Raw genomic sequence first — 23986 nt, forward strand, 5'->3', positions numbered from 1 at the left:
GGACACGGCCGTGCGCGCCCGCTTACGCCGGATCCAGTCCCCGGACCGCGGGTCCTTCCAACACCTCGCCCGTGGCTGTGAAGCGGGAGCCGTGCAGCGGGCAGTCCCAGGAGGCTTCGGCGTCGTTCCAGTTCAGGATGCCGTGGAGGTGCGGGCAGATGGCTGAGCGCCGGGTCGTGACACCGTTGACGGTGCAGACTGCCACCGGCGTACCGCCCTCCCTGACCACGACGCCGAGACCTTCGGACGGGACAGAATCAGCCGTGCGGGCGAGTCCGCCGGCCCAGCCGCTGATCATCTGGAGGCCTACCTCGGCGTTGTCCTTCACAGTGGACATGGCGTCGGGCACGCTGAGCTTCGCCTTGTACAGGTCCTGGGACGGATCGGGTTCCCCGAGGATCTTTGCCGCCAGCGACAACGCAGCCGCCACAGCGTTGGTCATGCCCCACTTGTTGAATCCGGTGGCTGCATAGATGTTCTTGCCGAGCAGGGGCAGTTCCCCCACGTACGGTACTGCCGACGCCGGTCCGTAATCCTGGGCAGACCAGTCATAGCGGGCCTCTGCGACATTGAAGTGCTCCTGCGTCCAGCGGAACAGGTCGGTGACGCGGTCGCGCGTATGGGAAGCACGGCCCACAGGATGGCCGTTGCCGCCGGAGACCAGATATTGCGTGCCGTCCACACTGGCCGTTCGGAGTGAGCGCGCCGGCTGGTCTACGGACAGGTACATGCCGGTGGGAACCTCACCCGTCACGGGAAAAGCAGCTGCGTAGGAACGAAGCGGCTTGACGACGGCGAAGTAACCTCCGCGGTCCAGGATCGGTATTCCGGTGGCAAGGACTACGGTGCCGGCCTCGATGGATCCGTCCGCAGTGTCCACGCGGACCTTCCCCTCAGGCGTGTGATGGACTTCGGTGACCCTGACGCCCTCAACGATGACCCCGGTGTGCTGACGAATTTCACGTGCCAGGGCTGCCAGTGCCTCCAAAGGGTGGAACTGTGCCTGGCCGGGGAGCTTCAGGGCAGCCCTGACGGCGAACGGCAGCTCGGTTTCGGTCATGCTCTGGACCGGAAGTCCGGCCGCAAGGCAGGCGTCACGCTCCTCGGCCAGCGAGGACGCGCCCGCTTCGGTGACGGCGTAGGTCCAGGCGTCCCGGACCTCGTAATGCACACCTGCCTTGGTGCAGAACCGCAGCAGCCACTCCTGTCCGCGGCGGTTGGCGTCGACGTACGCGGCGGCTGTTCCGGTGTTGTGGTGCCTGGCAACCGAGGAGATGACGGTGCCCTGCAGGAGGCTGATTTTCGCTGTGGTGTTTCCAGTCGTGACAGCGCCGGTTTTCCGTGCTTCGAGTACGGCAACGCGCTGTCCCTGCCGGGCAAGGAGGAGGGCAGTGGTAAGCCCGGTGAGTCCCGCACCTACGACAACCGTGTCATAGCTGTTTCCCGGGACGAAGGTGTCAGAGGTGATTGCGGGAGCAGTATCCAGCCAGAGCGATTGCATGGCGTTCCTTCCTGTGGACCGGGCTCCAGCCCACAGGCCGTGAGACCGTTCGTCAAGGTCTGTTGAGCACTTTCGCGTACACGTTAACACTGGATAGTAAGCCTACTTCCCAAGGGCAAGCCGCTGTGCCACAGTTTAAGGCGTAGGTTTACGGGCCTCCGTATGGCCGGAGTCCACGACTCTTCGCCGGAGCTAAGGAGTTGGCCATGTCTTACGCAAGCAGCAGCCGGGGACTGTCTTCCCACAGAACCAGCACCCAGATAGCCGCGATTGTCTTTGGCGTGATTTTCCTGGCTATTGGTGTACTGGGTTTCATCCCCGGAATCACCACGAACTACGGCGCGCTTTACTTTGCCGGGTATACATCAGAGGCCGCACTTTTAGGCCTCTTCCAAGTCTCCGTACTCCATAATGTCGTTCACATGCTGCTCGGATTCATTGGCCTGTGGATGGCCAGAACCCACTCGTCAGCCCGGACATACCTGATTGGTGCCGGTGTCCTGTACCTGCTTCTGTTCATTTACGGATTGATTGTGCCCCTGAACGGAGCAGGTAATTTCGTCCCGTTCAACTGGGCTGACAACTGGCTGCATCTGGGGCTGGCAGTCGTCATGATCATTCTCGGTTTTGTGCTCGGCCCTGAACGGGCGCGCGGAAGCAGCGGCAGCCGGGGATCCCCTGGTGAAGGCAGTATTCCAAACTGAGGGTTCCAGGAAGGCACGGCATGCCGGCCGTGCCTTTCGCATGTCCGAAGCGTGTCACTCGAGAAAGCGAGTATGACGGCAGATTCCCGTACTCGGCGCGCAGGCTGTAATTTAGACAGCATCCTTATGAAGGGAGTGCTGCCGTGCACCTGCAACACATCGATGATGGCCGACCCTCCGCCAGGACACTGTCCGCCGGCATCCGCCGATGACGGGCGTAGTCCGGCTGGCATCCGCGTCCCGGGAGCCCTCAACCGATGCTGCCCTCGCCGATCTGGCGAGCCTGGCAGGGGGCATCAACGGTTCGGCCGTGTCGGCGCTCTCGATCCTAAAATCAGCGGCCGCGGAAGCTCCGCTGCCGGGCCATGGGTCAACGCGGTATCTGTGGGAGCTGCTCGCCACCCTGGGCGCCGCCGATCTGACGGCAGCACGGGTGGTCGAGCCTCATCTCGATGCTCGCGCCATCCTGTCCGAGTCCACCGCCCACCCCGAGCATGATGAATATGCTGCTAAGGGCATATCTTTCGACGCCGGGTCATGGGGCGTCTTCGCGGCAGAAGCGAGCGGGGTGGGCCTCGAAGCAGAGCAGCAGGACGGTGAGTGGACAATCACCGGCCGCAAGCCGTGGTGCTCCCTGGCCGACCAGTTGGATTATGCGGTGGTGACCGCCCGTACCGGCGCAGAAACCCGCCGGGCGTTCGCCGTCGACCTTCGGGACCCCGGCGTAGTGGCCTGCCAGGGGCCCTGGATTAGCCGGGGGCTGGCCGCCGTGGACAGCGCGCCGGTCGATTTCTCGAACGTTCCCGGCGTTCCCGTCGGGGCAGACAACTGGTACTTGCAGCGCAGCGGCTTCGCCTGGGGCGGCATGGGGGTGGCTGCCGTCTGGTACGGCGGAGCCGTAGGCGTTGCACGCCGTCTGCTGCAGGCGAGCCGTGAACGTACGCCGGACCAGATTGCGTCGATGCTGATGGGGCAGGTGGACACCGCCCTGTTCGCGGCCCGCACGGCGTTGGCCTCGGCTGCGCTTGAGGTTGATGCCGGCCGGGCAGACGGCCCTGCCGGCGCCGTTTTGGCGGCCCGAGTCAGGAGCGTTGTCGCCGGGGCAGCGGAACGGGTGCTCGTCGCGGCTGCCCATGGGATGGGGCCGGGGCCGCTGGCGACGGAAGAGGAACATGCCCGGCGGGTAGCCGACCTGCATGTGTACATACGCCAGCACCACGCCGAGCGCGACGACGCTTCGCTGGGCAGTGCCGTGCTGGCCGGAGGAGCAGATCCTTGGTGAGTTTTACGCACTTGGACCAAACCCGCAGCGAGCCCGCCTGGCTGGAGGTGCTGCGGGACGTCCAACCGCTGTCCGGTGACCTTCCCGGCGTGCCGTCCCGGCTGGTGGTGCTTGCCGCGCACCCGGATGACGAAACCCTGGGAGCCGGCGGGCTGATTGCATCCCTGGCAGCTGCGGGGACCGCAGTCGATGTGGTGGTGGCAACCGCCGGGGAAGGATCGCATCCAAACTCAAAAACGTACTCACCTCAGGCGCTGGCTGCGCTCCGGAACAAGGAGCTGCACGACGCCGTCTCCCGGCTTGCGCCCGCAGCGCGGGTCCATCTGCTCCCTTTGCCGGACGGCGGACTGTCCGCACACCGGACGGAGCTGGACCGGATCCTGGCGGAAGTGGTCGGGGAAGACAGTGATGATCTGTGGCTTGCCGCACCGTGGCGGGGCGACGGGCACACAGACCACGACACTGCCGGCCAGGCGGCAGCTGCATTCGCCGCAAAGGCACGCATACCGCTCCTGGAGTACCCCATCTGGCTTTGGCACTGGGGGACGCCCACCGATGTGCCGGCTGAACTGCGTGTGTTTCCGCTGGGGCAGGACGCTGCCGCGGCAAAACGCGATGCCATGGCCGCCCATTCCAGCCAGGTGAATCCGCTCTCCGGCCTGCCCGGGGACGAGGCACTGCTCGCACCGGAAGTCCTGGCACATTTCGAGCGTCCGTTCGAAAGCTTCGCCGTCACGGTTCCCAAATCCCAGAGCAGGGTCTTCGAGGACCTGTACGCCCGCTCCTCCGATCCATGGAACTTCGAGGGAAGCTTCTACGAACACCGTAAACGCGCCCTGACGCTCGCCATGCTGCCCCGGGAACGCTTTGGACGGGTCTTCGAACCCGGGTGCTCCATCGGGGTGCTGACAGCGGAACTGGCCCGGCGTGCTGACTCAGTAATCGCCATGGACGTCTCACAGCGGGCGCTGGACCTGGCCGGGGAGCGGCTGGCCGCCGAGCCGGGGGTCCGCCTGGTCCAGGGCAGCATTCCCGGTGACTGGCCCGCAGGAGAATTCGATCTTTTGGTCATCTCCGAAGTTGGCTATTTCATGTCCCCGTCCCAGCTTCGCGAAGTTGTGTCGCAGGCTGCAGGAACGCTCGCGGAAGACGGTGTGCTGCTGCTCTGCCACTGGCGGCACCCCATGGCCGACTGGCCGCTCTGCGGTGACGACATCCATGAGGCGTTCCGGGACGGCAGCGGCCTCCACATCCAGGCCGAGCACATCGAGGAAGACTTTCGGATCGACGTCCTGGTGCATCGGCCGGCAGTATCGCCCGCCCGCCGTGAGGGCCTGCTTTGACCCTGCGACGGACCGGCGTTGTCATTCCTGCACGGAATGAGGAAGAACTGCTGCCGCGGACGCTGGCCTCGGTAGCGGCGGCCTGCTCGCCGGAAGCCGGGGTGACCGGTGGCGTGAGTGTCGCCGTCGTGGTGGATTCCTGCACCGACGGCACCGCTGACGCCGCACACCGGGCGGCGTATGAACTGGGACTTCAGCTCCACCTGCTGGAAACCGGTACCGGGAACGTTGGAGGGGCACGGGCCGCCGGGGTCGAGGCACTCCTGGACGCCGGTGCCCAGTGGATCGGCAACACAGATGCGGACACAGTAGTTCCGCGCAACTGGCTGCACACCCAGCTGCAGTTCGCCGCTGCCGGCTACGGGCTGGTGCTGGGGACGGTCGTGCCCGACGCCGCCGACCTCACTCCGCGGCACCTGGCCCTGTGGCACGCCCGTCATGAACTGGCCGAGGGGCATCCGCACGTTCACGGGGCGAATCTTGGTTTTTCTGACCGGGCCTACGTGGCGGCAGGTGGTTTTTCGCCGGCCGCGGAGCACGAAGACGTGGACCTGGCCAACCGGATGAAAGCCGCCGGCGTGCCGTGGGTTGCAACGGACTGGAACCGTGCAGTCACATCGGGCCGTTCCCAAGGCCGGGCACCCGGCGGTTTCTCGGGCTTCCTCCGTCAGCTGCCCGGATGAAAACCGGCGTGCGGGTGTGGTGCCGGTGCGCCTCGCTGAGTACCGTGGGCCCATGGATACCGAGCAGATTCAGTCACGCATCCAGGAACTGGTGGACCAGGAGCAGGCCCTGCGGGAGGCGGGCCCCGACCAGGATCCGGATCAGCACGCTCAACAGCTGCGACGGGTAGGCGAGCAGCTCGACCAGTGCTGGGACCTGCTCCGGCAGCGACGGGCCCGCATTGATGCCGGCGTGAACCCGGACGAAGCATCAGTCCGGCCTGTCAGCGAAGTCGAAGGCTACCGGCAGTAGTAGCCTCCTCCCTTCACCGCCTCAGCGAACGCATCAGCGTGGCGGCGCCAATCGTCCGGCGGAAGGGGCTGCGGCCGCGGAACGTCTCACCGGCGGCCCACCACATCATCGATCCCTGGCTGGCCCGGTGAAGCAACGTCCGGTAGCGGGGCGTGAGCGCCATCGAAGAGGCCGCCCCGAAACCTGCCCAGGCGAGGAGCGGAAGGTTGGGGCGCTGGAAAACGGTCTGCCTGCCGCGACGGTCACGGAAATAACTCGTAAAGCTCATCCCTTACGCGCCTTTCTTGGTTTTCCGGCTGGAGGATTTCGCCGCCGGTTTTTTCTCGTCTGGTTCCTTCTTCGTGGCGGTTCCGCTCTTCTTGCCACGGTTCTTCTCGACGCTGCGGCGAAGTGCCTCCATCAGGTCCAGGACCTTTCCGCCCTCCTCCTCCGCCTCTTCGCCGAAGGTTTCCTGCCTGTCCAGCGCTTCGCCCTTTTCCAGCTTGGCCTCGATGAGGGTCCGCAGCTGTTCCTGGTATTCGTCGGTGAATCCCGACGGGTCGAAGTCGGAGCTGAACGAATCGACCAGCGCGGAGGACATCTCCAGCTCCTTGGCCGAAATGCGGACGCTTTCCTCCAGGGAGGGGAAGGCAGCCTCGCGGACCTCGTCTTCCCAGAGCAGGGTCTGCAGTGTCAGGACGTCGCCGCGGACCCGCAGTGCACCCAACCGGCTCTTTTGCCGCAGGGAGAACTGCACGATGGCTGTCCGGTCCGTCTCTTCGAGGGTCCGGCGCAGGAGCACGTAGGACTTTGTGGATTTGGAGTCCGGCTCCAGGTAGTAGGTCCGGTCGAAGAGGATGGGGTCCACCTGATCGCTCGGAACAAACTCCACGACGTCGATTTCACGGCTTTTCTCCACCGGCAGTGATGCCAGGTCCTCATCCGTGAGCACAACTGTCTGCTCGCCGTCGTCGTAAGCCTTGGCAATGTTCTTGTACTCGACGACTTCGCCGCAAATTTCGCAGCGCCGCTGGTAGCGGATCCGCCCGCCGTCCTTTTCGTGTACCTGATGCAGGCTGACGTCGTGGTCCTCGGTGGCGGAATACACCTTCACCGGCACGTTGACCAGCCCGAACGCTATGGCACCCTTCCAGATCGCTCTCATGTACCCAGTGAACACCAAGCAGGCTGAGAGTTTCCAGACTTCGGCACCGCAGCCGATTTCCCGAGGGTCCTTGGCGCTGCGGTGATCCGCCTTTAGCCTATGAGCAGTTATCCGGCGCTCGGGGCGGTAGCTGACCCATAAGGAACAGCCAATCCGGGAGAAACCCCATGATCCAGGAACAAGACCTAGAGACGCTGCGCGGATTGGTCAGCGGGATTATCGGCCTGCCGGGCGAAGCCGCCTACGCCGAGGACACTGCGGCCTATAACCTCTCGCAGGTGCACCGGCCGGATGCCACACTGGGAGCGCTCGATGCCGGCGACGTCGCCCGGGCAGTCGGATGGGCGGCCGAACGCAGCATTCCGGTGGCCGTCCAGGCAACAGGACATAACGCCTCTGCGCCCATGGACGAAGGACTGCTGGTCAACGCGTCGCGGCTCCAGGAGGTTGCCGTGGATCAGGAAGCCGGGGCCGTCACGGTTGGGGCGGGCGTGCGCTGGTCCTCGGTGCTGGAGAAGCTGCTGCCGCTGGGCCTGACAGCGGCGCACGGCTCCAGTTCCAGCGTGGGCGTGGTGGGCTACACCCTCGGAGGCGGGCTGCCTTTGATGGGCCGGACGCTCGGCTTCGCATCGGACCATGTCCGGAGTTTCGATCTGGTCACCCCCGAAGGCCGGCATCGCCGAATCGATCCGGAGACTGAGCCGGAGCTCTTTACCGTGCTGCGAGGGGGCAAGGGAAATTTTGGAATTGTCACATCCATGACACTGGGAGTGGTTCCGCTGGGGGATTTCTACGGCGGGCAACTCGTTTATGCGGAAGATTCCTCTGCCCGGGTGCTGGAACTTTTCCGGCAGTGGGCACCGACGCTGCCGCGGGAGGCTTCAGCGTCGCTGGCATTCATGCACCTTCCCGACCTTCCGTTCCTTCCGGAAGAGGTGCGGGGTACGGCCCCGGTCATCCTGCGCTTCGCGTTCTTTGGGGAAGCACGGGACGCTGATACGCTCCTGGGGCCCATGCGGGAAGTGCAGACCCTGCGGGACACCGCCGGCCCCATGGACTACCGGGACGTCGATGCAGTACACGGCGACCCCACGGATCCCGCTCCCGGCATGGAACGGGGAGTGCTGCTGACGGAGCTCAGCGACGAAGCGGCCGGTGAACTGCTGCAGCAGATTGGCCCGGGTTCCGAGACACCACTGGTCATGGCCGAACTGCGCCTTCTTGGCGGGGCGCTGGGCGAAGCCCCCGCATTCCCGGATGCCGTGTCGGGACGCACTGCCGCCTTCCATCTCTTTATCCTCGGCGTCGCCGGCCAGTCCGACGGCGATCCCGTCCAGGCTGCACTGACAAGGCTGGCTCTCGCGCTGGAGCCCTGGGCAGCCGGCAGTCTGATCAACTTCCACGGCCCGGCGGGGGACGAGACCGACCGTGCCCGGGCCTGGGAACCGGAGATGTACTCCCGGCTCCGGGATGCCAAAGCCGCCTGGGACCCGCAGAACCTCTTCCGCTACGGCCACGCCGTTCCGCCGGTTGGTTTAATGGAGACGGCATCCGGCTAATTTTCGGCCGGTCCGGCGGGGAGAGGCAGGAATTACGGCATGGACTCTCAATCCCGGGTACGTGATGAACTCACAGTGGGGCAGGTCGCTGAGCGAAGCGGCGTCGCCGTCTCCGCCCTGCACTTCTATGAACGCCAGGGCCTGATCCGCAGCCGCCGGACCGGCGGAAACCAGCGTCGTTTCGACCGCTCGGTGCTGCGCCGTGTCGCGGTGATCCGGGCCGCCCAGCGGGCGGGAATCCCGCTCTCCCATATCGCCGCGGTTTTCTCCGAGCTTCCCGACGACGGTGTGCCCGACCAGGATGACTGGCGGCGCATGAGCGCCGTCTGGCGGACCGAACTCGATGACCGGATCCGGCAGCTGGAGGCACTGCGTGACCGGCTCGGAGGATGTATTGGCTGCGGCTGCCTGTCCCTGGCCGAATGCGGTTTCGTGAATCCGGAGGATGCTTCGGGGCTGGAGGCACCGGGAGCGCGGATGCTGGAACCGGGTCTCTGATTTGACCTCAACTATTGTTGAGGTTCTAACGTTGAGGCATGACTTCAACGGCAGTAACCCATCCCCTCGTTGATGACTTCAAAGACGCCTTCCGCGGCCATCCCGCCGGAGTCGCCATTATTACCGCCGAGGGGTCGGAAGGTCCCGTCGGACTGACGGCATCTTCCGTGAGTTCGGTATCCGCCGTTCCGCCGATCGTGGCCTTCTCCCTGGCCTCGGCGCAGGGATCAGCCGGCGTCATCGGGGCTGCGGAAACCGTGGTGGTGCATCTGCTCGGTGCCGACAACGCAGAGCTGGCAGCTGTTTTCGCGTCTGCCGGCTCCGAGAGGTTCGGTCCGGACCGTGCCTGGACTCGTCTTCCCGGGGGAGAACCGCTGCTGCACGGCGTGCCCCGTGCTTTGGTGTGCCGCGTCATGTCACGGATGCAGGCCGGAAGTTCAATCCTGTTAGCCGCCGGCGTGGAGGAGATCGTGACCGGCCCGCCCGCAGCACCCCTGGTTTACCATGACCGCACCTTCCACCATTTGGGTGACCACTCGGCCCTCTAGCTGTTAGCTCTGGCGGAGGTCCCGCCCTGCGGCCCGTGCCAGCGCTTCCGCCACGCGCTCGAGTGCCGGAATCTCCACCCGCCACTGCTGCCAGAAGAGGGGAACATCCAGGACCTGTCCTGGATCGAGAAGTACCAGGGAGCCGTTTTCCACCAACGGGTCGCTCTGGAGGTCCGGAAGCATGCCCCAGCCCAACCCCAGCCGCACCGCCTGCAGGAAGTCTGAGGACGCAGGAACGTAGTGGCGCGGCGGCATGACCCCGGACCCGAATCTCTCCTCCAGGAATCTTTCCTGGAGCGCGTCCTTGCGGTTGAAGACGATCATGGGTGCCAGGGCGGCTGCCTGGGCCGTCCATCCTTGGGGAAACCAGCGGCGGCAGAACGCAGCGCTGGCCATCGGCCGGTACCGCATGACCCCGAGCGGTGTGGCGGAGCAGCCCTGTACGGCCGCCGGGCTGGAGGTCACGGCTCCCATGGCAGTCCCGTTCCGCAGGCTCTCCGCCGAATGGTCCTGGTCCTCCAGCGTGAACTCCAGGCTCACGTCCGGCAGCCCCGCCAAGGCCGGAAGCACCCAGGTCGCCAGCGAGTCGGCATTGACCACCAGCTGCACACTGGGCGGCCGTCCCTGCTCCGCCAGTCCCAGCCGTTCGACGGCGTCGCTCTCCAGGGCGGCGATTTGCCGCGCCAAACGCAGCAGGACGGCGCCGGGCTCCGTGGCCGCCACCGGACGGGTACGGCGGACCAGGATACAGCCGGCCCGCACCTCCAGTGCCTTCACCCGCTGGCTGACGGCGGACGGGGTGAGGTGCAGTGCGGCGGCGGCGGCGTCGAATCCGCCGTGGTCAATGACAGCGCTCAGGGCGCGCAGCTGGTCCGCATTGAAGTCCATGTTTAGAAATACTAATGTTCCGTGAAAATAATTAGCTAGGAAGCGCGTTCGCGGCCCCCTAACGTAGGGAGCATGACCCCCGACCTCGTTTCCCTGCTCACCGGCTTCGGCAGCGGACTGGCACTGATTGTCGCCATTGGCGCGCAGAACGCCTTTGTCCTTCGGCAGGGAATCCGGCGCGAACATCTGCCTGCAGTGCTCGCTGTCTGCATCCTCAGCGATGCCGTCCTGATCCTCGCCGGAACAGCAGGCATCGGCAGGCTGACCGAATCTGCCCCCTTCCTGGTGGAGGTGCTGCGCTGGGCGGGAGCAGCATTTCTCCTGGTTTACGCAGGACTGTCCCTTCGGCGGGCTATCCGGCCTTCAGCGCTGCATGCAGCTGGATCAGGGAGCGGATCGATGGCGGCGGCTGTCCTCACATGCCTGAGCCTCACATGGCTCAATCCGCACGTGTACCTGGACACGGTGGTCCTGCTCGGTTCGCTTGCAGCCACCCACGGAGCGGACGGCCGCTGGATCTTTGCGGCCGGCGCCGTGACGGCCAGTGCCGTGTGGTTTACCGCCCTGGGTTTTGGGGCCCGGCTCCTGGCGCCGGTGTTCGCCCGGCCCAGGGCATGGCGGGTGCTCGACCTGGGGATCGCCGTCTTCATGGCCGTACTTGCCTTCAGTCTTCTCCGGACCCCTGTGTAGGCACAGAAGGCCTGCTTAGGCGGAGCCCGCCCGTACCTGTGCGTCAATCAGGATTTCCGCGGCCCGGCGTGCCTGGTGGGCCGGTTCTGCGGATCCGCAAATCGCCGCCGTCGTCTGTGCTCCCTCGGCGAGCAGGGCCAGCTGGGGGCCGAGCCCCGGATCCCCGCCGGCTGCCGCAACCAGTTCGTCCATTACGCGCTGGAAAGACTCCTTATGGGCCCGCGTACGCTGTGCCACGTCGGGGGACTGGCTTCCCAGTTCGCCAAAGGTGTTGATGAAGGCGCAGCCGCGGAAAGATTCCTCCGCGAACCAGCCGGCAAGGTAGTCGTAGACGGCCAGCAGCTTCTGCCGCGGTTCCGCTGCTTCTTCGATCCTGGCCTGCAACCCGGTAGTCCAGGTGGTATGGCGCCGGTCCAGCACGGCGAATAGTATGGCCTGCTTAGACGGGAACAGGGTATAGAGCTTCTTCAGCGGGAGGCCGACCTCGCGCCGAAGTTGAGCCATGCCGACAGCCTGGACGCCGCGCTCATAAAAAAGGCGGTCCGCGACGTCGATCACGTGTCCACGTTCGTCCGCTAAGTTCATAGACTCCATTGTACTTCTCTGAGAACGATCGTTCCCTAGAGTGGTCACCGAATGGAGAATGATGAATCTCACCGCTTCACGAGGAGGAACAAGAATGGGACGCATCAGTGTTGGTACGGAAAACAGCACCCCGATAGACCTCTATTACGAGGACCACGGCTCCGGGCAGCCGGTTGTCCTCATCCACGGCTACCCGCTGGACGGGTCCTCCTGGGAGAAGCAGACCGCTGCACTGCTGGCGGCGGGCTACCGGGTGATCACGTACGACCGCCGCGGTTTCGGCCGATCAGGGAAGCCGGCCACGGGCTACGACTATGACACCTTCGCAGCGGACCTCAACTCCGTGCTCAACACCCTGGACCTCCAGGACGCCGTACTGGTCGGCTTCTCCATGGGTACCGGGGAAGTCGGCCGCTACCTCGGTACTTACGGTTCCGGCCGCGTCGCCAAGGCCGTGTTCCTGGGCTCGCTGGAACCGTATCTGCTGAAGACGGACGACAATCCGGAAGGTGTCCCGCAGGAGGTCTTCGACGGGCAGCTGGAGGCCGTCACTGCGGACCGGTATGCCTTCTTTACCGAGTTCTTCAAGAACTTCTACAACGCCGATGAACTGCTGGGCACTTCGCGGCTTAGCCAGGAGGTCATGGACGCCGGGTGGAACCTGGCCTCCAGCGCCAGTCCCGTCGCGTCAATTGCGGCACAGCCCACCTGGCTGACCGACTTCCGCCAGGACATTCCCAAGATCGACGTTCCCGCCCTGATCGTCCACGGCACAGCGGACAACATCCTGCCTATTGACGCAACGGGGCGGCGTTTCGCCAAGGCCCTGCCTTCGGCCGAGTACATCGAGATTGAGGGAGCGCCCCACGGCCTTCTGTGGACTCACGCAGACGATGTCAACGATGCACTGCTGAAGTTCCTGGCGCAGTAGTCCCAAGTCCCCGGCCCGACTGCCGCAGGGATGGACTACAGTGTGCTCCATCAATGGGGGAGGGCCGGGGAAAGCGGCAGGGCCGGCGGCCAGGACGCGGCCGCCGGCTTCCCCCCCCCCGGACAAGCTAAGGGGACACTGCCCATGACCAGCAGGCAGAGCGACTTCGATCCGCGTTATGACGCCGCCTTCCAGCGTGGAGGCGGGGACGGCGGGACAGGCATCCAGCGGTTTACCGCCGAGGCTCCCCAAGTTGTGGAGATCAGCGACGTCCCGGCAGTATCGCACCCCACCAGCGCTCCTCCGCAAGTCTGGGTGGAACTTGAGCGGCGCCAGCGCAAATACCGTCTCGCGGCCTGGGGCCTCGCGGGCGGGCTGGTGGTGCTGGGCCTCTTTGGGCTGTTCGCGGACCTCATCGTCCCGCCGGAACCGGCAGAGCCGCAGATGAACTACAGCGGGTATATGAACGAACCGTGGACCATGAGGCTCCGCTATGCGGCACCGAACCTGATTATGCTGGGGGTAATAACCGCCATCGTCCAGGTCGTCATCGAACAGATGCAGGCTTTCCGGATGCGGATGGGCCGATGAAGGCCCAAGCCGGGCATGGCAAGCCAAGCGAGGAGAATCAATGAGCGGGAAAAAGTCTTTCCAGGACCTGACGTCCGACCAGAAAAAGGGTCTCGGGATCCTCTCGAGCATCCAGTTCCTGCTGGCAGGCGCCGCGCTCGTGGACATCTGGCGCCGTCCGGGCAGTGAAATCAACGGTCCCAAAGCTGCCTGGAGCGCAGCCTGTGCCGTGAACTTTATTGGCCCGATCGCCTACTTCGTGTTCGGGCGCCGCCGGAACTAGCTCTTCGCCTGCGTGGAATATTCCGTCCACGGAACATTCCAGTCCCCGTAGCCGTCCCACATGGCTGCGGGGCCAACGCCGGTGTTCAATACCTGCACCAGGTCCCCCGGTTCGAAGGTGTCGTAGAAGTACTTCGCCCCTTCAGGTGACATGCCGATGCAGCCGTGGGAGACGTTGATGACGCCGAGTGCGCCCATGGCCCCGGGCAGCGCCTGATGGACAAAGACGCCGCTGTTGGTCAGGCGGCTTGCCCAGGATGCGTCGAACGGTTCGTAGTAGGCGGGGTCTCCCGGCTTCAGCCCAATGCTCTCGGCCCGGAACGGCAGCGTCGAATGCTGGGACATGACCACCTGGTAGCCGCTGGGGGAAGGCCATTCCGAGTCGCCCAGGGTTACGGGGAACGAACGGGTGAGCTGCCCGTCAATAAAGACCTGCATGGTCTTGGTCAGGTTATCCACGACGGCAACGCGGCTGTTATGGACCTGGAAGGTCCGCTTTTCGTTGAAGTTGCCGATCATCGAGTTTCCGAAATCCACACCGAACAGCTTCATGTCCACGGTCACGGTGGAGTTTGGTTCCCAGAATGTTTCCGGCCGGTAGCGTGCCTTGTTATCCGAAATCCAATAGAAGGCGCCAACCTGCCCGCTGGTGCTGGTGACCGTGATGGCAGCTTCGACGGCTTCCTTATTCAGCACAGGTTCACTGAAATTGATCTCGATCGGATGCCCGACGCCGACGACGGACTGGTCCAGCGGACCCATAAAGGCGTTGGCTTCATTCGGCGGGGTGACGGTGTGAAAGGCCTGCGATGAAGTCTTCGTCTCGCCGTTGGAATCCGCCAGCGTGAACGTGAAGGTGTACCGGGTGTTGAAAGCCAGGGGCTCTGATGCTGCCCATTCTGTCCGGTTCCCGGCGAATTCGCCGGCAACGTCCTCACCGCCGGCTTCCGGGGCAAGGCTCACGGATTCGATGGTGCCGTGCTGGACCTTCAAGGTGGGGACCGTTATCGGATTGACCTCGACTGCGGCATCTGCGGGTTCGGCGGTGAATTCAACCGGGATGGCAGGTTCGGCCGGCTTACTGGGCGACGGAGTGGACCCAGGTGCCTGCGCGGTGGTTCCGCCGTCGAACGCGCCGGTGGCAGCTGCCACGCCGGCGGCGCCGCCGATGACCAGGACCCCGGCCGCAGCGGCCAGGATCCACCGCTTACGGCTGCTCTTTTCCTGCAATGTTCAATCCCCTTGGTTCTGTTTGGCTGAAGTCATACTACGTGAGCGAGACTGTTCGGCGGCATGGCTGCGTCATCCCCGGACCTCGCCGGCCGTTTCCCCGGACAGTGCGTGGGCCACCAGCGGTCCCAGGGACACAGCACCGGCAGCGGACAGATGGTAGGCATCGGCGTAGAGCGGTGTGCTGCCCACGAAGGAGGGGCAGCGTCCGTCAACGCAGAACCACGCGGTGGTGTCTATCCACCGAACGTCGGGGTTTCCGGCCGTGGCGGCGCGGGCTTCGAGCGCCGCCCGGTCACCGTGTCCTTCCGGAAGGGCCTGCTCGCAGTCCTTCGGGCTGCTGAACCTGGTGGCGCACTGTGCCGGATCCTTTGCTTCCGGCGGTGCCCCCAGGACCAGGGTCCGTTGCGCCTTTGACGCCAGCCGCTCATGGATTCGCTGCGTTCCGCTCTCCCACTCGGCGTCGGCGGCTTTCCCGGTGGCGCCGCTGGAGAGCGCCGGGTCGTAGCGGAACGATGCCATGAGCAGCACCTCCGGGCTCAGCTCGCCGATTCTCTGGACTGCCCAGTCCCGGAAGACCGGGCACTCGGGATAGGGGGCGCCGCCGATCCGCGTTTGGGCAACCTCGGCCGGAGTGCAGCCCGCAGCGGTGTAGACGTGGATCCGCCATTGTCCGGGGTCAAGGACAGCCCTCAGCGCGGGAAGATAGGCCATCGCCACCGAGTCCCCGTACAGGACAAGGTCCCGGGATGCGCCGGGGTCCCCGTAGACGCAGTGCGCCGTGTTGGCGACGGGATCCGGGTTCCTGGCCTCATTGCTGCCAAGGCAGCCGTCCTGGATCCACTCAACCGGTTTCGCGTTGCGCCCGCCCTCGGTGAAGGATGCAGGATCCGGTGAGAGGGCCGGCCATTCCGGGCTCTGAAGGGCTGCGCGCAGGGCCGCGGTGTGGGCCGTCAGGGGATCCTGGGGTGCGGGGACGGTTTCGCCGGGAGTCTCCGCGGGAACGGGGGACTCCACGCTGGACGGCGCCGGAATCGGTAGGGGCCGCTGCAGTGTTTCTGCCGCTGCCGGCGGCAGGCTGTCCTGCAGGGCAGTATCGATGGCGACCGCCGCCAGACCCGATGCCAGCAGGCCCGTTGCGGCGGCCATGGCGGCCAGCCGGGCCGGACGCGGTGCCGTGGCCGGCTGGAAGTAGCGCCGGCCCCGTTCACGCGCGGTGTACCGGGGCATCAGCCAGCGCGAGTGCCGGACGGGATCCTCTAGGAAGTGGAAGGAGAGACTGGCCAGCAGCAGCGACACCAGGAGGGCGGGCAGGGCAGGGGATTCCGGAAAGAGGGCGGTGAAGAAGACGATGACCGGGAAATGCCAGAGGTAGAGGGAATAGGAAATGCGTCCAACGTAGCGGCTGGCAGGATTCGTCAGGGGCCACATGATCCGGTTGTAGCCGTGCCCCGGGACACCCGTTCCGGCCGCGATGAGCAGGACGGTGGAGGCTACGGGAAGCAGTGCCCAGGGGCCGGGGAAAGTGCTTTGCGACGACAGGACAGCGAAGGACAGGGCGAGGCCGCCCAGTCCAATCCATCCGGCAACTGCCCGGAAGAGACCCGGCAGGCGGACAAGCCACGGTGCCGCGACCGCCAGCATGGCTCCGGCACCGAGTTCCCAGGCCCTGCTGAGGGTGGAGAAATACGCCGTCGTGGGCCGGTGCACGGTTTCCCACAGGGCAAAGACGAAGGTGAGCGCGCAGAAACCGGCGATCAGGGCGAGCAGCAGCACACGCATTCCGCGGTCGGTGCAGCGCAGCACCGCGGCCAGGGCGATGCCTGACATCAGCAGCCAGGGCCAGGCAAGGTAGAACTGTTCCTCAACGCCGAGGGACCAGAAATGCTGCAGCGGGGAAACTGCCGCTCCGGCGTTCAGATAGTCCGTCCCGGACGCCGCAAAGCGCCAGTTGCCCAGGAAGAAGAAGGACCATACGGCGTCTTCGAGGATCGCCGCCGCGCGTCCGGGCCCAAAAACCACGAAGGCGGCCGTGACAGTGGTTGCGAGGACGGCCACCGCGGCGGGAACCAGCCTGCGGATCCGGCGGCGGTAGAAATCGCCGAGGGAGAGCCTCTCCGGAGAGGTAATATCGCGCACCAGGATGGTGGTGATGAGGAAACCCGAAATGACAAAGAAGACGTCCACGCCGGCATAGCCGCCTGCCGGCCACGCATACAGGTGGTTTCCGAGCACGGCAGCCACCGCGACGGCGCGCAGGCCCTCGATGTCATACCGGAAGGCAGGGGCCGACCGTTGCTGCCGCGCCTGTGCACGGGTGGACGGTGGCAGGGACACGTTGGACGCTTTCGGCAGGGGAGCGGGATTGGAACGAATCTAGCCCGCTGACCTGCTGCGCAGCCAATCCCCGCGCGGAGCAGGGAAAACTGGAATCAAACCTTGACAAAGGGCCGGGGTAAAGCTTTACCCCAGTTCCGCCAGCCTGGCCGCCTGGCGGGTAATGTTCTTCGCCATGGATGGGAAGATCAACCCGTGGAAGGGATAGATCAGCCACCAGTACAGCCGTCCCAGAAGCCCCCGCGGAAAGTAGATGGCGCGCTGGCTGTAGACGCTGCCGCCGCCGTCGGGATCCACCCGAAGCTCCAGCCAGGCTTTGCCGGGGACCCGCATTTCCGCCCGCAGCCGCAGCAGCGTCCCGCGTTCGAGGAACTCCACCCGCCACCAGTCCACGACGTCGCCGGTAAAGAGTGTGGCCGGGTTCCGCCTTCCGCGGCTCAGCCCGGCACCGCCCACGGTTTTGTCCAGGACGCCGCGGATGGCCCAGGCCATGGGAAGGGAGTACCAGCCGTTGTTGCCGCCGATGCCTTCGATCACTTTCCATACGTGGCTGGAGTCAACGTCGGAGCGGCGACGGCGCTGGTCCACGTAGACCGTCTGGCCGGCCCAGTCGGGGTCTGACGGAAGGGGCTCCGACGCGAGGTCGGCCGCGCTGGAGGCGCTGGCCCACGTGGTCTCCACCTCGTTGCGTGCCTCTCTGCCCAGCGCCCGGGTGACGGCGTCGTGGTAGTTCGTCAGTCCGTTCTGCGGTTCCGAGATGTAGCCGTTGATGTCCCGTTCCTTCGCCACGGCATCGTGCTGGAGGGATTCAACCAGGGGCCGGGACATGGAGAGCGGGATGGGCGTTACCAGTGCCACCCACAGGCCGGCCAGCTTGGGTGCCGGGATGGGCAGGGCATAAATCCGCCGCCGGGGCAGTCCTGCCACCTCCGCATAGCCGTTCATGATGTCGGCGTACTCCAGGACGTCGCCGGAGCCGAGGTCGAAGGTGCGGTTCAGGTTTTCGGGCAGGTCGACGGCGCGGGTCAGGTAGTGCAGGACGTCCCGTACGGCGATCGGCTCGATTTTCCGGCGCACCCAGCTCGGAGCGGGCATGACGGGCAGGGTCTCGGTCAGGTGCCGGATCATTTCAAACGACGCCGAGCCGGAACCGATCACCACCCCGGCCTGGAACACCACTGCGGGAACGGCCCCTCTGAGCAGGATCTCGCCGACGGCGGTCCTTGACGCCATGTGGGGTGAGAGCTCACCCTCGGAGGGATGCAGGCCGCCCAGGTACACGATCCGCTTGACGCCGGCGGTCTCAGCGGCTTGTGCCACGATGGTGGCGATGTTCTCTTCCTGCGCGGCGAACCCTTTGCCCGAGGCCATGGAATGGACCAGGAAATACACCGTGTCGATGTCTTGGAACGCGGAGTTGACGGAGTCCGCATCCGACAGGTCGCCCTGGACGATCTCGACGTCGTCGTGCCACGGGACATCGTTCAGCTTGTCGGGTGAGCGGACCAGCACCCGCACGTCGTGCCCGTCCGCGAGGAGCAGCGGCACCAGCCGCCCGCCGATGTAGCCGGTTGCTCCAGTGACCAGGACCCGCTGCGTGTCAGTCATTTCCCCAACATACACACGATGCCTGCGTGCCGGAGGTCCCTGCGCGAACCCGTCCCAAAAGCCCCGCAACATTTTGTAAGCATGCTGATGGCTACTGGAAATCGGCTGCTAATCCCGGTAAGACTAGGGGGCATGGCAACTACGGGAACGGCCCCGAAGCAGCGGGAAACAGTCAACGTGGACGGACACCGCCTGCGCCTGACCTCGCTCGACAAGGTGCTCTACCCCGAAACCGGTACCACCAAAGCGGATGTGCTGTCCTACTATGCCGCCATTGCGGACACCCTGATTCCGTACGCCCGCAACCGGCCCGCCACCCGCAAGCGCTGGGTCAACGGCGTCGGAACTCCGCAGAAGCCCGGGCAGGTCTTCTTCCAGAAGAACATCGACGACTCCGCGCCCAGTTGGGTGAAGCGCAACGCCATTGAGCACAAGGAGAGCACGAACGTCTATCCGCTGGTCAATGACCTGGCCACGCTGACCTGGCTGGCCCAGCTGGCTGCCCTGGAAATCCACGTCCCGCAGTGGCAGTTCGGGCCGCGGGGAGGAAAGCAGAATCCGGACCGGCTGGTCCTGGACCTGGATCCCGGGGAAGGCGCCTCGCTGGCGCAGTGCGCCGAGGTAGCCCGCCTGGCCCGGGGCATCCTCACCGACATGGGGCTCGACGCCCGCCCGGTCACCAGCGGTTCCAAGGGCATCCACCTTTACGCTGCCCTGGATCAAAAGCAGACGTCGGATGAGGTGAGCGCCGTCGCGCATGAATTGGCGCGGGCGCTGGAAGCTGACCACCCGGACCTGGTGGTGAGCGACATGAAGAAGACGCTGCGCAAGGGCAAGGTGCTGGTGGATTGGAGCCAGAACAACGCCAACAAGACCACCATTTGCCCGTACTCGCTGCGCGGACGGTTCCGCCCGACGGTCGCCGCGCCGCGGACCTGGGCGGAACTGGAGGACCCCGACCTGGCGCAGCTGGACTATGAGCAGGTCCTGGAGCGGGTGGACACCCTGGGGGATCCGCTGGCCGGAATGCACTCCGGACAGGCGGATGCCGGCGACCTTGACGCGTCGACGGCACCGGACAGGCTCCACAAGTACCGCAGCATGCGCGATGCCGCAAAGACACCGGAGCCCGTTCCGGAAGAAGCGCCCAAGGCCGTGGAGGGCGACGGCAACAGCTTCGTCATCCAGGAGCACCACGCCAGGCGGCTGCACTGGGACTTCCGGCTGGAGCGCGACGGCGTCCTGGTCTCCTGGGCAGTTCCCAAAGGCCCGCCCACTACGCCGAACAGAAACCACCTGGCGGTGCAGACAGAGGACCATCCGCTGGATTACGGCGGCTTCTCAGGCACCATTCCCAAGGGTGAATACGGTGCCGGTGAAGTGACGATCTGGGACCACGGCACCTATGACACGGAAAAATGGCGCCCGGACAAGGAAGTCATTGTCACCGTGCACGGCCAGCCCGACGGCGGCCTGGCCCGGGACGGTGCGGCGGACCGGCGATTTGCCTTCATCCATACCGGCGGCGAGGACGGCAAGAACAATTGGCTCCTGCACCTGATGAAGGACCAGCGCCCGGCGGAAGCTCCGGAGACAGGAGGGGGCTCGGAGTCTGCGGCCAAGCGGACCCCGTCCACGAAACGCGCCACGTCCACTCCGAACCCTGCAGAGGCAGTGAAGACCGCGGCCAAAGCCCGGCCGGACCCGCTGCCGCTTCCGGACGCTTCGGCGGTCAGGCAGGACATCAAGGACTCCGGCATGCCGTCCCTGAAACCCATGCTCGCCACGCTGGGTTCCAAGGCGGATATCAACGACGACGCCGACTGGGCGTTCGAGATGAAGTGGGACGGTGTGCGGGCGATCGCCGAAGTGACCCCGGAGGGCACCCGGCTGATCAGCCGCAACGGCAATGACATGACCGTGGCGTACCCCGAACTGCAGGAACTGGGCCGCTCGCTGAACGGTGAGCGGGCGGTGCTGGACGGGGAGATCGTGGCACTGAACAAGGCAGGACGCCCGGACTTCGGCCTGCTCCAGCCGCGCATGCACCTGACCCGTGCCCGCGACGCGGAAGCCGCGGCAGCCAAGACTCCGGTGCAGTTCATGATCTTCGACCTGCTCTGGCTGGACGGGAACTCCCTGCTGGAGCTCAGCTGGGAACAGCGCCGCGAAATCCTGGAACAGGCCGTGGAATCCAGCGACGACGGCGGGCATATCCAGGTTCCGCCCGCCCTGGACCTGGGCATGGAGGACGCCGTCGAGGCCAGCAAGGAACTGGGGCTTGAGGGCGTCATGGCCAAGCGCCGTTCAGCGGACTACTCAGCCGGCATCCGGTCGCGCAGCTGGATCAAGCTGAAGAACCAGTTCAGCCAGGAAGTAGTCATAGTGGGCTGGCGGCCGGGCCAGGGCAACCGGGCCAACAAAGTCGGGTCCCTGCTGGTGGCAGTGCCGGACGGAACCGAGCTGCAGTACATCGGCCGGGTCGGCTCCGGGCTGAGCGAGAAGGACCTCGCCCTGGTGGGCTCCCGGCTGAAGAAACTCTCCCGCAAGACCGCTCCGCTGGACGACGTGCCCCGGGCCGACGCCTCCGACGCGCACTGGGTCCGCCCGGTCCTGGTGGGTGAGGTGACCTACGCGGAGCGGACGGGCACCGGCAAGCTCCGGCACCCGGTGTGGCGCGGGCTGCGGCCGGACAAACGGCCCTCCGACGTCGTACCGGAAATTCCCGCACCGTCCTAGGGCAACCGCCTGGGACAGCCAAGAACGTCCACCACCCCAACCGGGAGGAACGCAGCAATGACCGATACCCGAACCCCTGAAGATCGACTGCCCGGAACGGCACTGCCGCCCCAGGACCAGCTGCAGGCGGTGGATGCGTGGTGGCGGGCGGCCAACTACCTCTCCGCCGGCCAAATCTACCTGCGGGACAATCCGTTGCTGCGCCGGCCGCTTGAACCCGGCGATGTGAAGGCCCGCCTGCTGGGACACTGGGGAACCACCCCCGGCCTGAACTTCATCTACGCGCACCTGAACCGGCTGATCAATGAGACCGGCCAGCAGTTCCTGTTCATTACCGGCCCGGGCCACGGCGGCCCGGCCAATGTTGCGAACGCCTGGCTGGAAGGGACCTACTCGGAGATCTACAGCCACGTCGGCGAGGACGAGGACGGGCTGCATACGCTGTTCAAGCAGTTCTCCTATCCCGGTGGTGTGCCCAGCCATGCGGCGCCGGAAACGCCCGGGTCCATCCATGAGGGCGGCGAGCTGGGCTACTCGCTGGCGCACGCCTATGGCGCCGTCTTCGACAACCCGGACCTGGTGGCGGCCACGGTCATTGGAGACGGCGAGGCCGAGACCGGTCCGCTGGCCGCGTCCTGGCATTCCAACAGCTTCCTGGACCCAGCCGCGGACGGAGCGGTCCTGCCGATCCTGCACCTGAACGGCTACAAAATCGCGAACCCCACCGTGCTCTCCCGGATGCCCGAATCCCAGCTGGTGAAGCTGCTCGAAGGCTACGGCTACCGCCCGCACTTCGTGACCGTGACGGACCCGGACGCCATAATGACCGCGCATGAGGACTTCGCCGCGGCGCTGCGCACCTGCCTGTCAGAGATCCACGCGATCCAGGAGCCGTACCGGTCCGGCGAGAAGCAGGCCGTTCCGGCCGACGCTCCGGTTGCCGGCGACGTCGACCCCCACGCCCCGCGCTGGCCCATGATTGTTCTCCGTTCCCCCAAGGGCTGGACCGGCCCGCGGGAAGTGGACGGCAAACCCGTGGAAGGGACCTGGCGGGCGCACCAGGTGCCGCTGTCCGAGGTACACGACAACCCGGAACACCTCACCCAGCTTCAGGACTGGCTGCAGTCCTACCGTCCGGAGGAACTGTTCGACGGCGACGGCCGCCTACGCGGCGAAATCGCGGCCCTGGCCCCGGCCGGCAACCTGCGCATGAGCGCCACTCCGTATGCGAACGGCGGCCGTCTGCTCCAGGACCTGCGCCTGCCCGCCTACGCGGACTTCGCCGTCGCGATTGAGGAGCCGGGCGGGGAACGCGTGAGCCCCATGCTGAACCTCGGAAAGTACCTGGCAGAGATCATCCGGCTAAACCCGGAGAACTTCCGGATCTTTGGCCCGGATGAGACGGCCTCCAACCGGCTGCAGGAGGTTTACGGGGTCACGGACAAGGTGTGGCAGCAGCGGATCGAGGCTGTGGACGAACATCTGGCCCGCAGCGGCCGGGTGGTGGAGGTGCTCAGCGAACACCTCTGCGAGGGTTGGCTGGAAGGCTATCTGCTCACCGGCCGGCATGGCGTTTTTAACTGCTACGAAGCCTTCGTCCACATTGTCGATTCGATGTTCAACCAGCACGCCAAGTGGCTGAAGGTCAGCAGGGAGCTGCCCTGGCGGCAGCCCATCGCGTCACTGAACTACCTGCTCTCCAGCCATGTCTGGCAGCAGGACCACAACGGGTTCTCGCATCAGGATCCGGGGTTCATCGACCACGTGGTGAACAAGAAAGCCGACGTGATCCGGGTGTACCTGCCGCCGGATGCCAACACGCTGCTGGCCGTCACGCAGCACATCCTCGGGACACGGGACCGGGTGAACGTGGTGGTCTCCGGCAAGCAGCCGGCGCCCGTGTGGCTGGATCCGGAAGAGGCCAAGCTGCACGTCAAACGCGGTATCGGCGTCTGGGACTTCGCCGGCAGCGAAGATGAGTCCCCCGGCGTGAAGCCGGATCCCGACGTCGTCATGGGCTGTGCAGGGGACGTGCCCACGCTGGAGATCATCGCTGCCGCCGCACTGCTGAAGGAACGGCTGCCGCAGCTGCGGATCCGCGTGGTGAACGTAGTGGACCTGATGCGGCTGCAGGATTCCACCGAGCATCCGCACGGGCTCTCCGACCGGGACTTCGACACCCTGTTCACGAAGGACAGGCCTGTGGTTTTCGCCTATCACGGCTATCCGTGGCTGATTCACCGCCTGACGTACCGCCGCACCAACCATTCCAACCTGCACGTGCGCGGCTACAAGGAAGAGGGCACCACCACCACGCCGTTCGACATGGCAATGCTGAACCAGATTGACCGGTTCCAGCTGGCCATCGACGTGCTGGACCGCGTACCGTCGCTGGGGTCCACCCAGGCCGGCTTCCGGCAGTGGCTGCAGGACGAGCGGCAGCGGTGCCGCCAGTACACCCGGGACGAGGGGCAGGACCCGCCGTTCATCAGCGGCTGGACGCTCGAAGAGGCCCAGCGTTCAACGCAAGACTAGATTTCCCGCGGGCTACCGCCCGCCGGGATGGCATGAT

At 65.7% G+C, this 23986-nt stretch carries 22 protein-coding genes; 14 read left to right on the plus strand and 8 right to left on the minus strand.

The window, feature by feature from the left end; translation table 11 throughout:
- Positions 1-22 precede the first annotated feature (22 nt).
- Positions 23-1501 carry an FAD-dependent oxidoreductase gene (locus LOC59_RS14305; RefSeq protein WP_229972718.1) on the minus strand — a complete coding sequence of 493 codons (1479 nt, stop codon included), beginning with the start codon at positions 1499-1501 and terminating at the stop codon, positions 23-25.
- Positions 1502-1707: 206 nt separating this feature from the next.
- On the opposite strand from LOC59_RS14305, the gene LOC59_RS14310 reads away from it, so the two are divergent.
- The 5 genes from LOC59_RS14310 to LOC59_RS14330 all read left to right on the plus strand — a co-directional run bounded on the left by LOC59_RS14310 (position 1708) and on the right by LOC59_RS14330 (position 5805).
- Positions 1708-2205 (plus strand): DUF4383 domain-containing protein, encoded by a 498-nt coding sequence (locus LOC59_RS14310; RefSeq protein ID WP_227896455.1) that lies wholly within the window; start codon positions 1708-1710, stop codon positions 2203-2205.
- 208 nt (positions 2206-2413) lie between these two features.
- On the plus strand, positions 2414-3487 hold the full coding sequence (locus LOC59_RS14315) for an acyl-CoA dehydrogenase family protein (protein ID WP_229972721.1): 1074 nt from the start codon (positions 2414-2416) through the stop codon (positions 3485-3487).
- Positions 3484-4830, plus strand: coding sequence for a PIG-L family deacetylase (locus LOC59_RS14320; protein ID WP_229972723.1), 1347 nt, complete (start codon positions 3484-3486; stop codon positions 4828-4830). The genes LOC59_RS14315 and LOC59_RS14320 overlap by 4 nt, the downstream gene beginning before the upstream one ends.
- Positions 4827-5513 (plus strand): glycosyltransferase, encoded by a 687-nt coding sequence (locus LOC59_RS14325; RefSeq protein WP_229972725.1) that lies wholly within the window; start codon positions 4827-4829, stop codon positions 5511-5513. Before LOC59_RS14320 ends, LOC59_RS14325 begins: the two co-directional genes overlap by 4 nt.
- Before the next feature lie 52 nt (positions 5514-5565).
- Entirely contained in the window at positions 5566-5805 is a 240-nt protein-coding gene (locus LOC59_RS14330) for a DUF2630 family protein (protein WP_229972727.1), read from the plus strand.
- 13 nt (positions 5806-5818) lie between these two features.
- Here LOC59_RS14330 and LOC59_RS14335 read toward each other — a convergent pair whose 3' ends face one another.
- On the minus strand, positions 5819-6073 hold the full coding sequence (locus LOC59_RS14335) for a hypothetical protein (RefSeq protein ID WP_229972728.1): 255 nt from the start codon (positions 6071-6073) through the stop codon (positions 5819-5821).
- Between the two features lie 3 nt (positions 6074-6076).
- Entirely contained in the window at positions 6077-6949 is an 873-nt protein-coding gene (gene ku, locus LOC59_RS14340) for a non-homologous end joining protein Ku (protein WP_229972730.1), read from the minus strand.
- Positions 6950-7116: 167 nt separating this feature from the next.
- Between ku and LOC59_RS14345 the strand changes: the two genes are divergently transcribed.
- The 3 genes from LOC59_RS14345 to LOC59_RS14355 are packed head-to-tail and all read left to right on the plus strand — an operon-like array spanning position 7117 to position 9554.
- Positions 7117-8508 carry an FAD-binding oxidoreductase gene (locus tag LOC59_RS14345; RefSeq protein WP_229972732.1) on the plus strand — a complete coding sequence of 464 codons (1392 nt, stop codon included), beginning with the start codon at positions 7117-7119 and terminating at the stop codon, positions 8506-8508.
- Positions 8509-8547: 39 nt separating this feature from the next.
- Positions 8548-9006, plus strand: a complete 459-nt coding sequence (gene soxR / locus LOC59_RS14350; protein WP_229972734.1) for a redox-sensitive transcriptional activator SoxR — start codon at positions 8548-8550, stop codon at positions 9004-9006.
- Positions 9007-9044: 38 nt separating this feature from the next.
- The gene (locus tag LOC59_RS14355) at positions 9045-9554 is read left to right on the plus strand and encodes a flavin reductase family protein (RefSeq protein WP_227896464.1); all 510 of its coding nucleotides are present in this window, start codon (positions 9045-9047) and stop codon (positions 9552-9554) included.
- A 3-nt stretch (positions 9555-9557) separates the two neighbouring features.
- On the opposite strand, the gene LOC59_RS14360 is transcribed toward LOC59_RS14355, so the two are convergent.
- Complete coding sequence (locus LOC59_RS14360) at positions 9558-10442, minus strand: LysR family transcriptional regulator ArgP (RefSeq protein ID WP_227896465.1); 885 nt, start codon at positions 10440-10442, stop codon at positions 9558-9560.
- Positions 10443-10514: 72 nt separating this feature from the next.
- Between LOC59_RS14360 and LOC59_RS14365 the strand changes: the two genes are divergently transcribed.
- Entirely contained in the window at positions 10515-11132 is a 618-nt protein-coding gene (locus LOC59_RS14365) for a LysE/ArgO family amino acid transporter (protein WP_227896466.1), read from the plus strand.
- 15 nt (positions 11133-11147) lie between these two features.
- Here the strand turns inward: LOC59_RS14365 and LOC59_RS14370 are convergent, their stop codons facing one another.
- The gene (locus LOC59_RS14370; RefSeq protein ID WP_229972736.1) at positions 11148-11717 is read right to left on the minus strand and encodes a TetR/AcrR family transcriptional regulator; all 570 of its coding nucleotides are present in this window, start codon (positions 11715-11717) and stop codon (positions 11148-11150) included.
- A 94-nt stretch (positions 11718-11811) separates the two neighbouring features.
- Between LOC59_RS14370 and LOC59_RS14375 the strand changes: the two genes are divergently transcribed.
- From LOC59_RS14375 to LOC59_RS14385, 3 genes are all read left to right on the plus strand, one after another.
- Positions 11812-12648 carry an alpha/beta fold hydrolase gene (locus LOC59_RS14375; protein ID WP_229972738.1) on the plus strand — a complete coding sequence of 279 codons (837 nt, stop codon included), beginning with the start codon at positions 11812-11814 and terminating at the stop codon, positions 12646-12648.
- Between the two features lie 144 nt (positions 12649-12792).
- Positions 12793-13239, plus strand: a complete 447-nt coding sequence (locus LOC59_RS14380; protein WP_229972740.1) for a hypothetical protein — start codon at positions 12793-12795, stop codon at positions 13237-13239.
- A gap of 40 nt (positions 13240-13279) precedes the next feature.
- Positions 13280-13501 carry a PLD nuclease N-terminal domain-containing protein gene (locus LOC59_RS14385; protein WP_227896470.1) on the plus strand — a complete coding sequence of 74 codons (222 nt, stop codon included), beginning with the start codon at positions 13280-13282 and terminating at the stop codon, positions 13499-13501.
- Here the strand turns inward: LOC59_RS14385 and LOC59_RS14390 are convergent.
- From LOC59_RS14390 to LOC59_RS14400, 3 genes are all read right to left on the minus strand, one after another.
- The gene (locus LOC59_RS14390) at positions 13498-14730 is read right to left on the minus strand and encodes a L,D-transpeptidase (protein WP_229972742.1); all 1233 of its coding nucleotides are present in this window, start codon (positions 14728-14730) and stop codon (positions 13498-13500) included. The two genes, LOC59_RS14385 and LOC59_RS14390, sit on opposite strands and share 4 nt — an antisense overlap.
- Positions 14731-14802: 72 nt before the next feature.
- Positions 14803-17067: an SGNH hydrolase domain-containing protein gene (locus LOC59_RS14395; RefSeq protein ID WP_229972744.1), complete on the minus strand. Its 2265-nt coding sequence runs from the start codon at positions 17065-17067 to the stop codon at positions 14803-14805.
- 126 nt (positions 17068-17193) lie between these two features.
- Positions 17194-18675: an SDR family oxidoreductase gene (locus tag LOC59_RS14400; protein WP_229972746.1), complete on the minus strand. Its 1482-nt coding sequence runs from the start codon at positions 18673-18675 to the stop codon at positions 17194-17196.
- 132 nt (positions 18676-18807) lie between these two features.
- Between LOC59_RS14400 and LOC59_RS14405 the strand changes: the two genes are divergently transcribed.
- Together LOC59_RS14405 and LOC59_RS14410 are read left to right on the plus strand one after the other, a co-directional pair.
- A complete protein-coding gene (locus LOC59_RS14405) occupies positions 18808-21414 on the plus strand; it encodes an ATP-dependent DNA ligase (protein WP_229972749.1) in 2607 nt (868 codons plus the stop codon).
- 57 nt (positions 21415-21471) lie between these two features.
- A complete protein-coding gene (locus tag LOC59_RS14410; protein WP_229972751.1) occupies positions 21472-23949 on the plus strand; it encodes a phosphoketolase family protein in 2478 nt (825 codons plus the stop codon).
- The last annotated feature ends 37 nt before the right edge of the window (positions 23950-23986 follow it).

This window comes from Arthrobacter sp. zg-Y916 (genome assembly GCF_020907385.1).
Lineage (GTDB): Bacteria > Actinomycetota > Actinomycetes > Actinomycetales > Micrococcaceae > Arthrobacter_B > Arthrobacter_B caoxuetaonis.

Excerpts from the sequence above, each read along its gene's own strand:
- LOC59_RS14305 (WP_229972718.1), bottom strand. The coding sequence starts at position 1,501 with ATGCAATCGCTCTGGCTGGATACTGCTCCCGCAATCACCTCTGACACC.
- LOC59_RS14310 (WP_227896455.1), top strand. The coding sequence starts at position 1,708 with ATGTCTTACGCAAGCAGCAGCCGGGGACTGTCTTCCCACAGAACCAGC.
- LOC59_RS14315 (WP_229972721.1), top strand. The coding sequence starts at position 2,414 with ATGACGGGCGTAGTCCGGCTGGCATCCGCGTCCCGGGAGCCCTCAACC.
- LOC59_RS14330 (WP_229972727.1), top strand. The coding sequence starts at position 5,566 with ATGGATACCGAGCAGATTCAGTCACGCATCCAGGAACTGGTGGACCAG.
- LOC59_RS14335 (WP_229972728.1), bottom strand. The coding sequence starts at position 6,073 with ATGAGCTTTACGAGTTATTTCCGTGACCGTCGCGGCAGGCAGACCGTT.
- ku (WP_229972730.1), bottom strand. The coding sequence starts at position 6,949 with ATGAGAGCGATCTGGAAGGGTGCCATAGCGTTCGGGCTGGTCAACGTG.
- LOC59_RS14345 (WP_229972732.1), top strand. The coding sequence starts at position 7,117 with ATGATCCAGGAACAAGACCTAGAGACGCTGCGCGGATTGGTCAGCGGG.
- soxR (WP_229972734.1), top strand. The coding sequence starts at position 8,548 with ATGGACTCTCAATCCCGGGTACGTGATGAACTCACAGTGGGGCAGGTC.
- LOC59_RS14355 (WP_227896464.1), top strand. The coding sequence starts at position 9,045 with ATGACTTCAACGGCAGTAACCCATCCCCTCGTTGATGACTTCAAAGAC.
- LOC59_RS14360 (WP_227896465.1), bottom strand. The coding sequence starts at position 10,442 with ATGGACTTCAATGCGGACCAGCTGCGCGCCCTGAGCGCTGTCATTGAC.
- LOC59_RS14365 (WP_227896466.1), top strand. The coding sequence starts at position 10,515 with ATGACCCCCGACCTCGTTTCCCTGCTCACCGGCTTCGGCAGCGGACTG.
- LOC59_RS14370 (WP_229972736.1), bottom strand. The coding sequence starts at position 11,717 with ATGAACTTAGCGGACGAACGTGGACACGTGATCGACGTCGCGGACCGC.
- LOC59_RS14375 (WP_229972738.1), top strand. The coding sequence starts at position 11,812 with ATGGGACGCATCAGTGTTGGTACGGAAAACAGCACCCCGATAGACCTC.
- LOC59_RS14380 (WP_229972740.1), top strand. The coding sequence starts at position 12,793 with ATGACCAGCAGGCAGAGCGACTTCGATCCGCGTTATGACGCCGCCTTC.
- LOC59_RS14385 (WP_227896470.1), top strand. The coding sequence starts at position 13,280 with ATGAGCGGGAAAAAGTCTTTCCAGGACCTGACGTCCGACCAGAAAAAG.
- LOC59_RS14400 (WP_229972746.1), bottom strand. The coding sequence starts at position 18,675 with ATGACTGACACGCAGCGGGTCCTGGTCACTGGAGCAACCGGCTACATC.
- LOC59_RS14405 (WP_229972749.1), top strand. The coding sequence starts at position 18,808 with ATGGCAACTACGGGAACGGCCCCGAAGCAGCGGGAAACAGTCAACGTG.
- LOC59_RS14410 (WP_229972751.1), top strand. The coding sequence starts at position 21,472 with ATGACCGATACCCGAACCCCTGAAGATCGACTGCCCGGAACGGCACTG.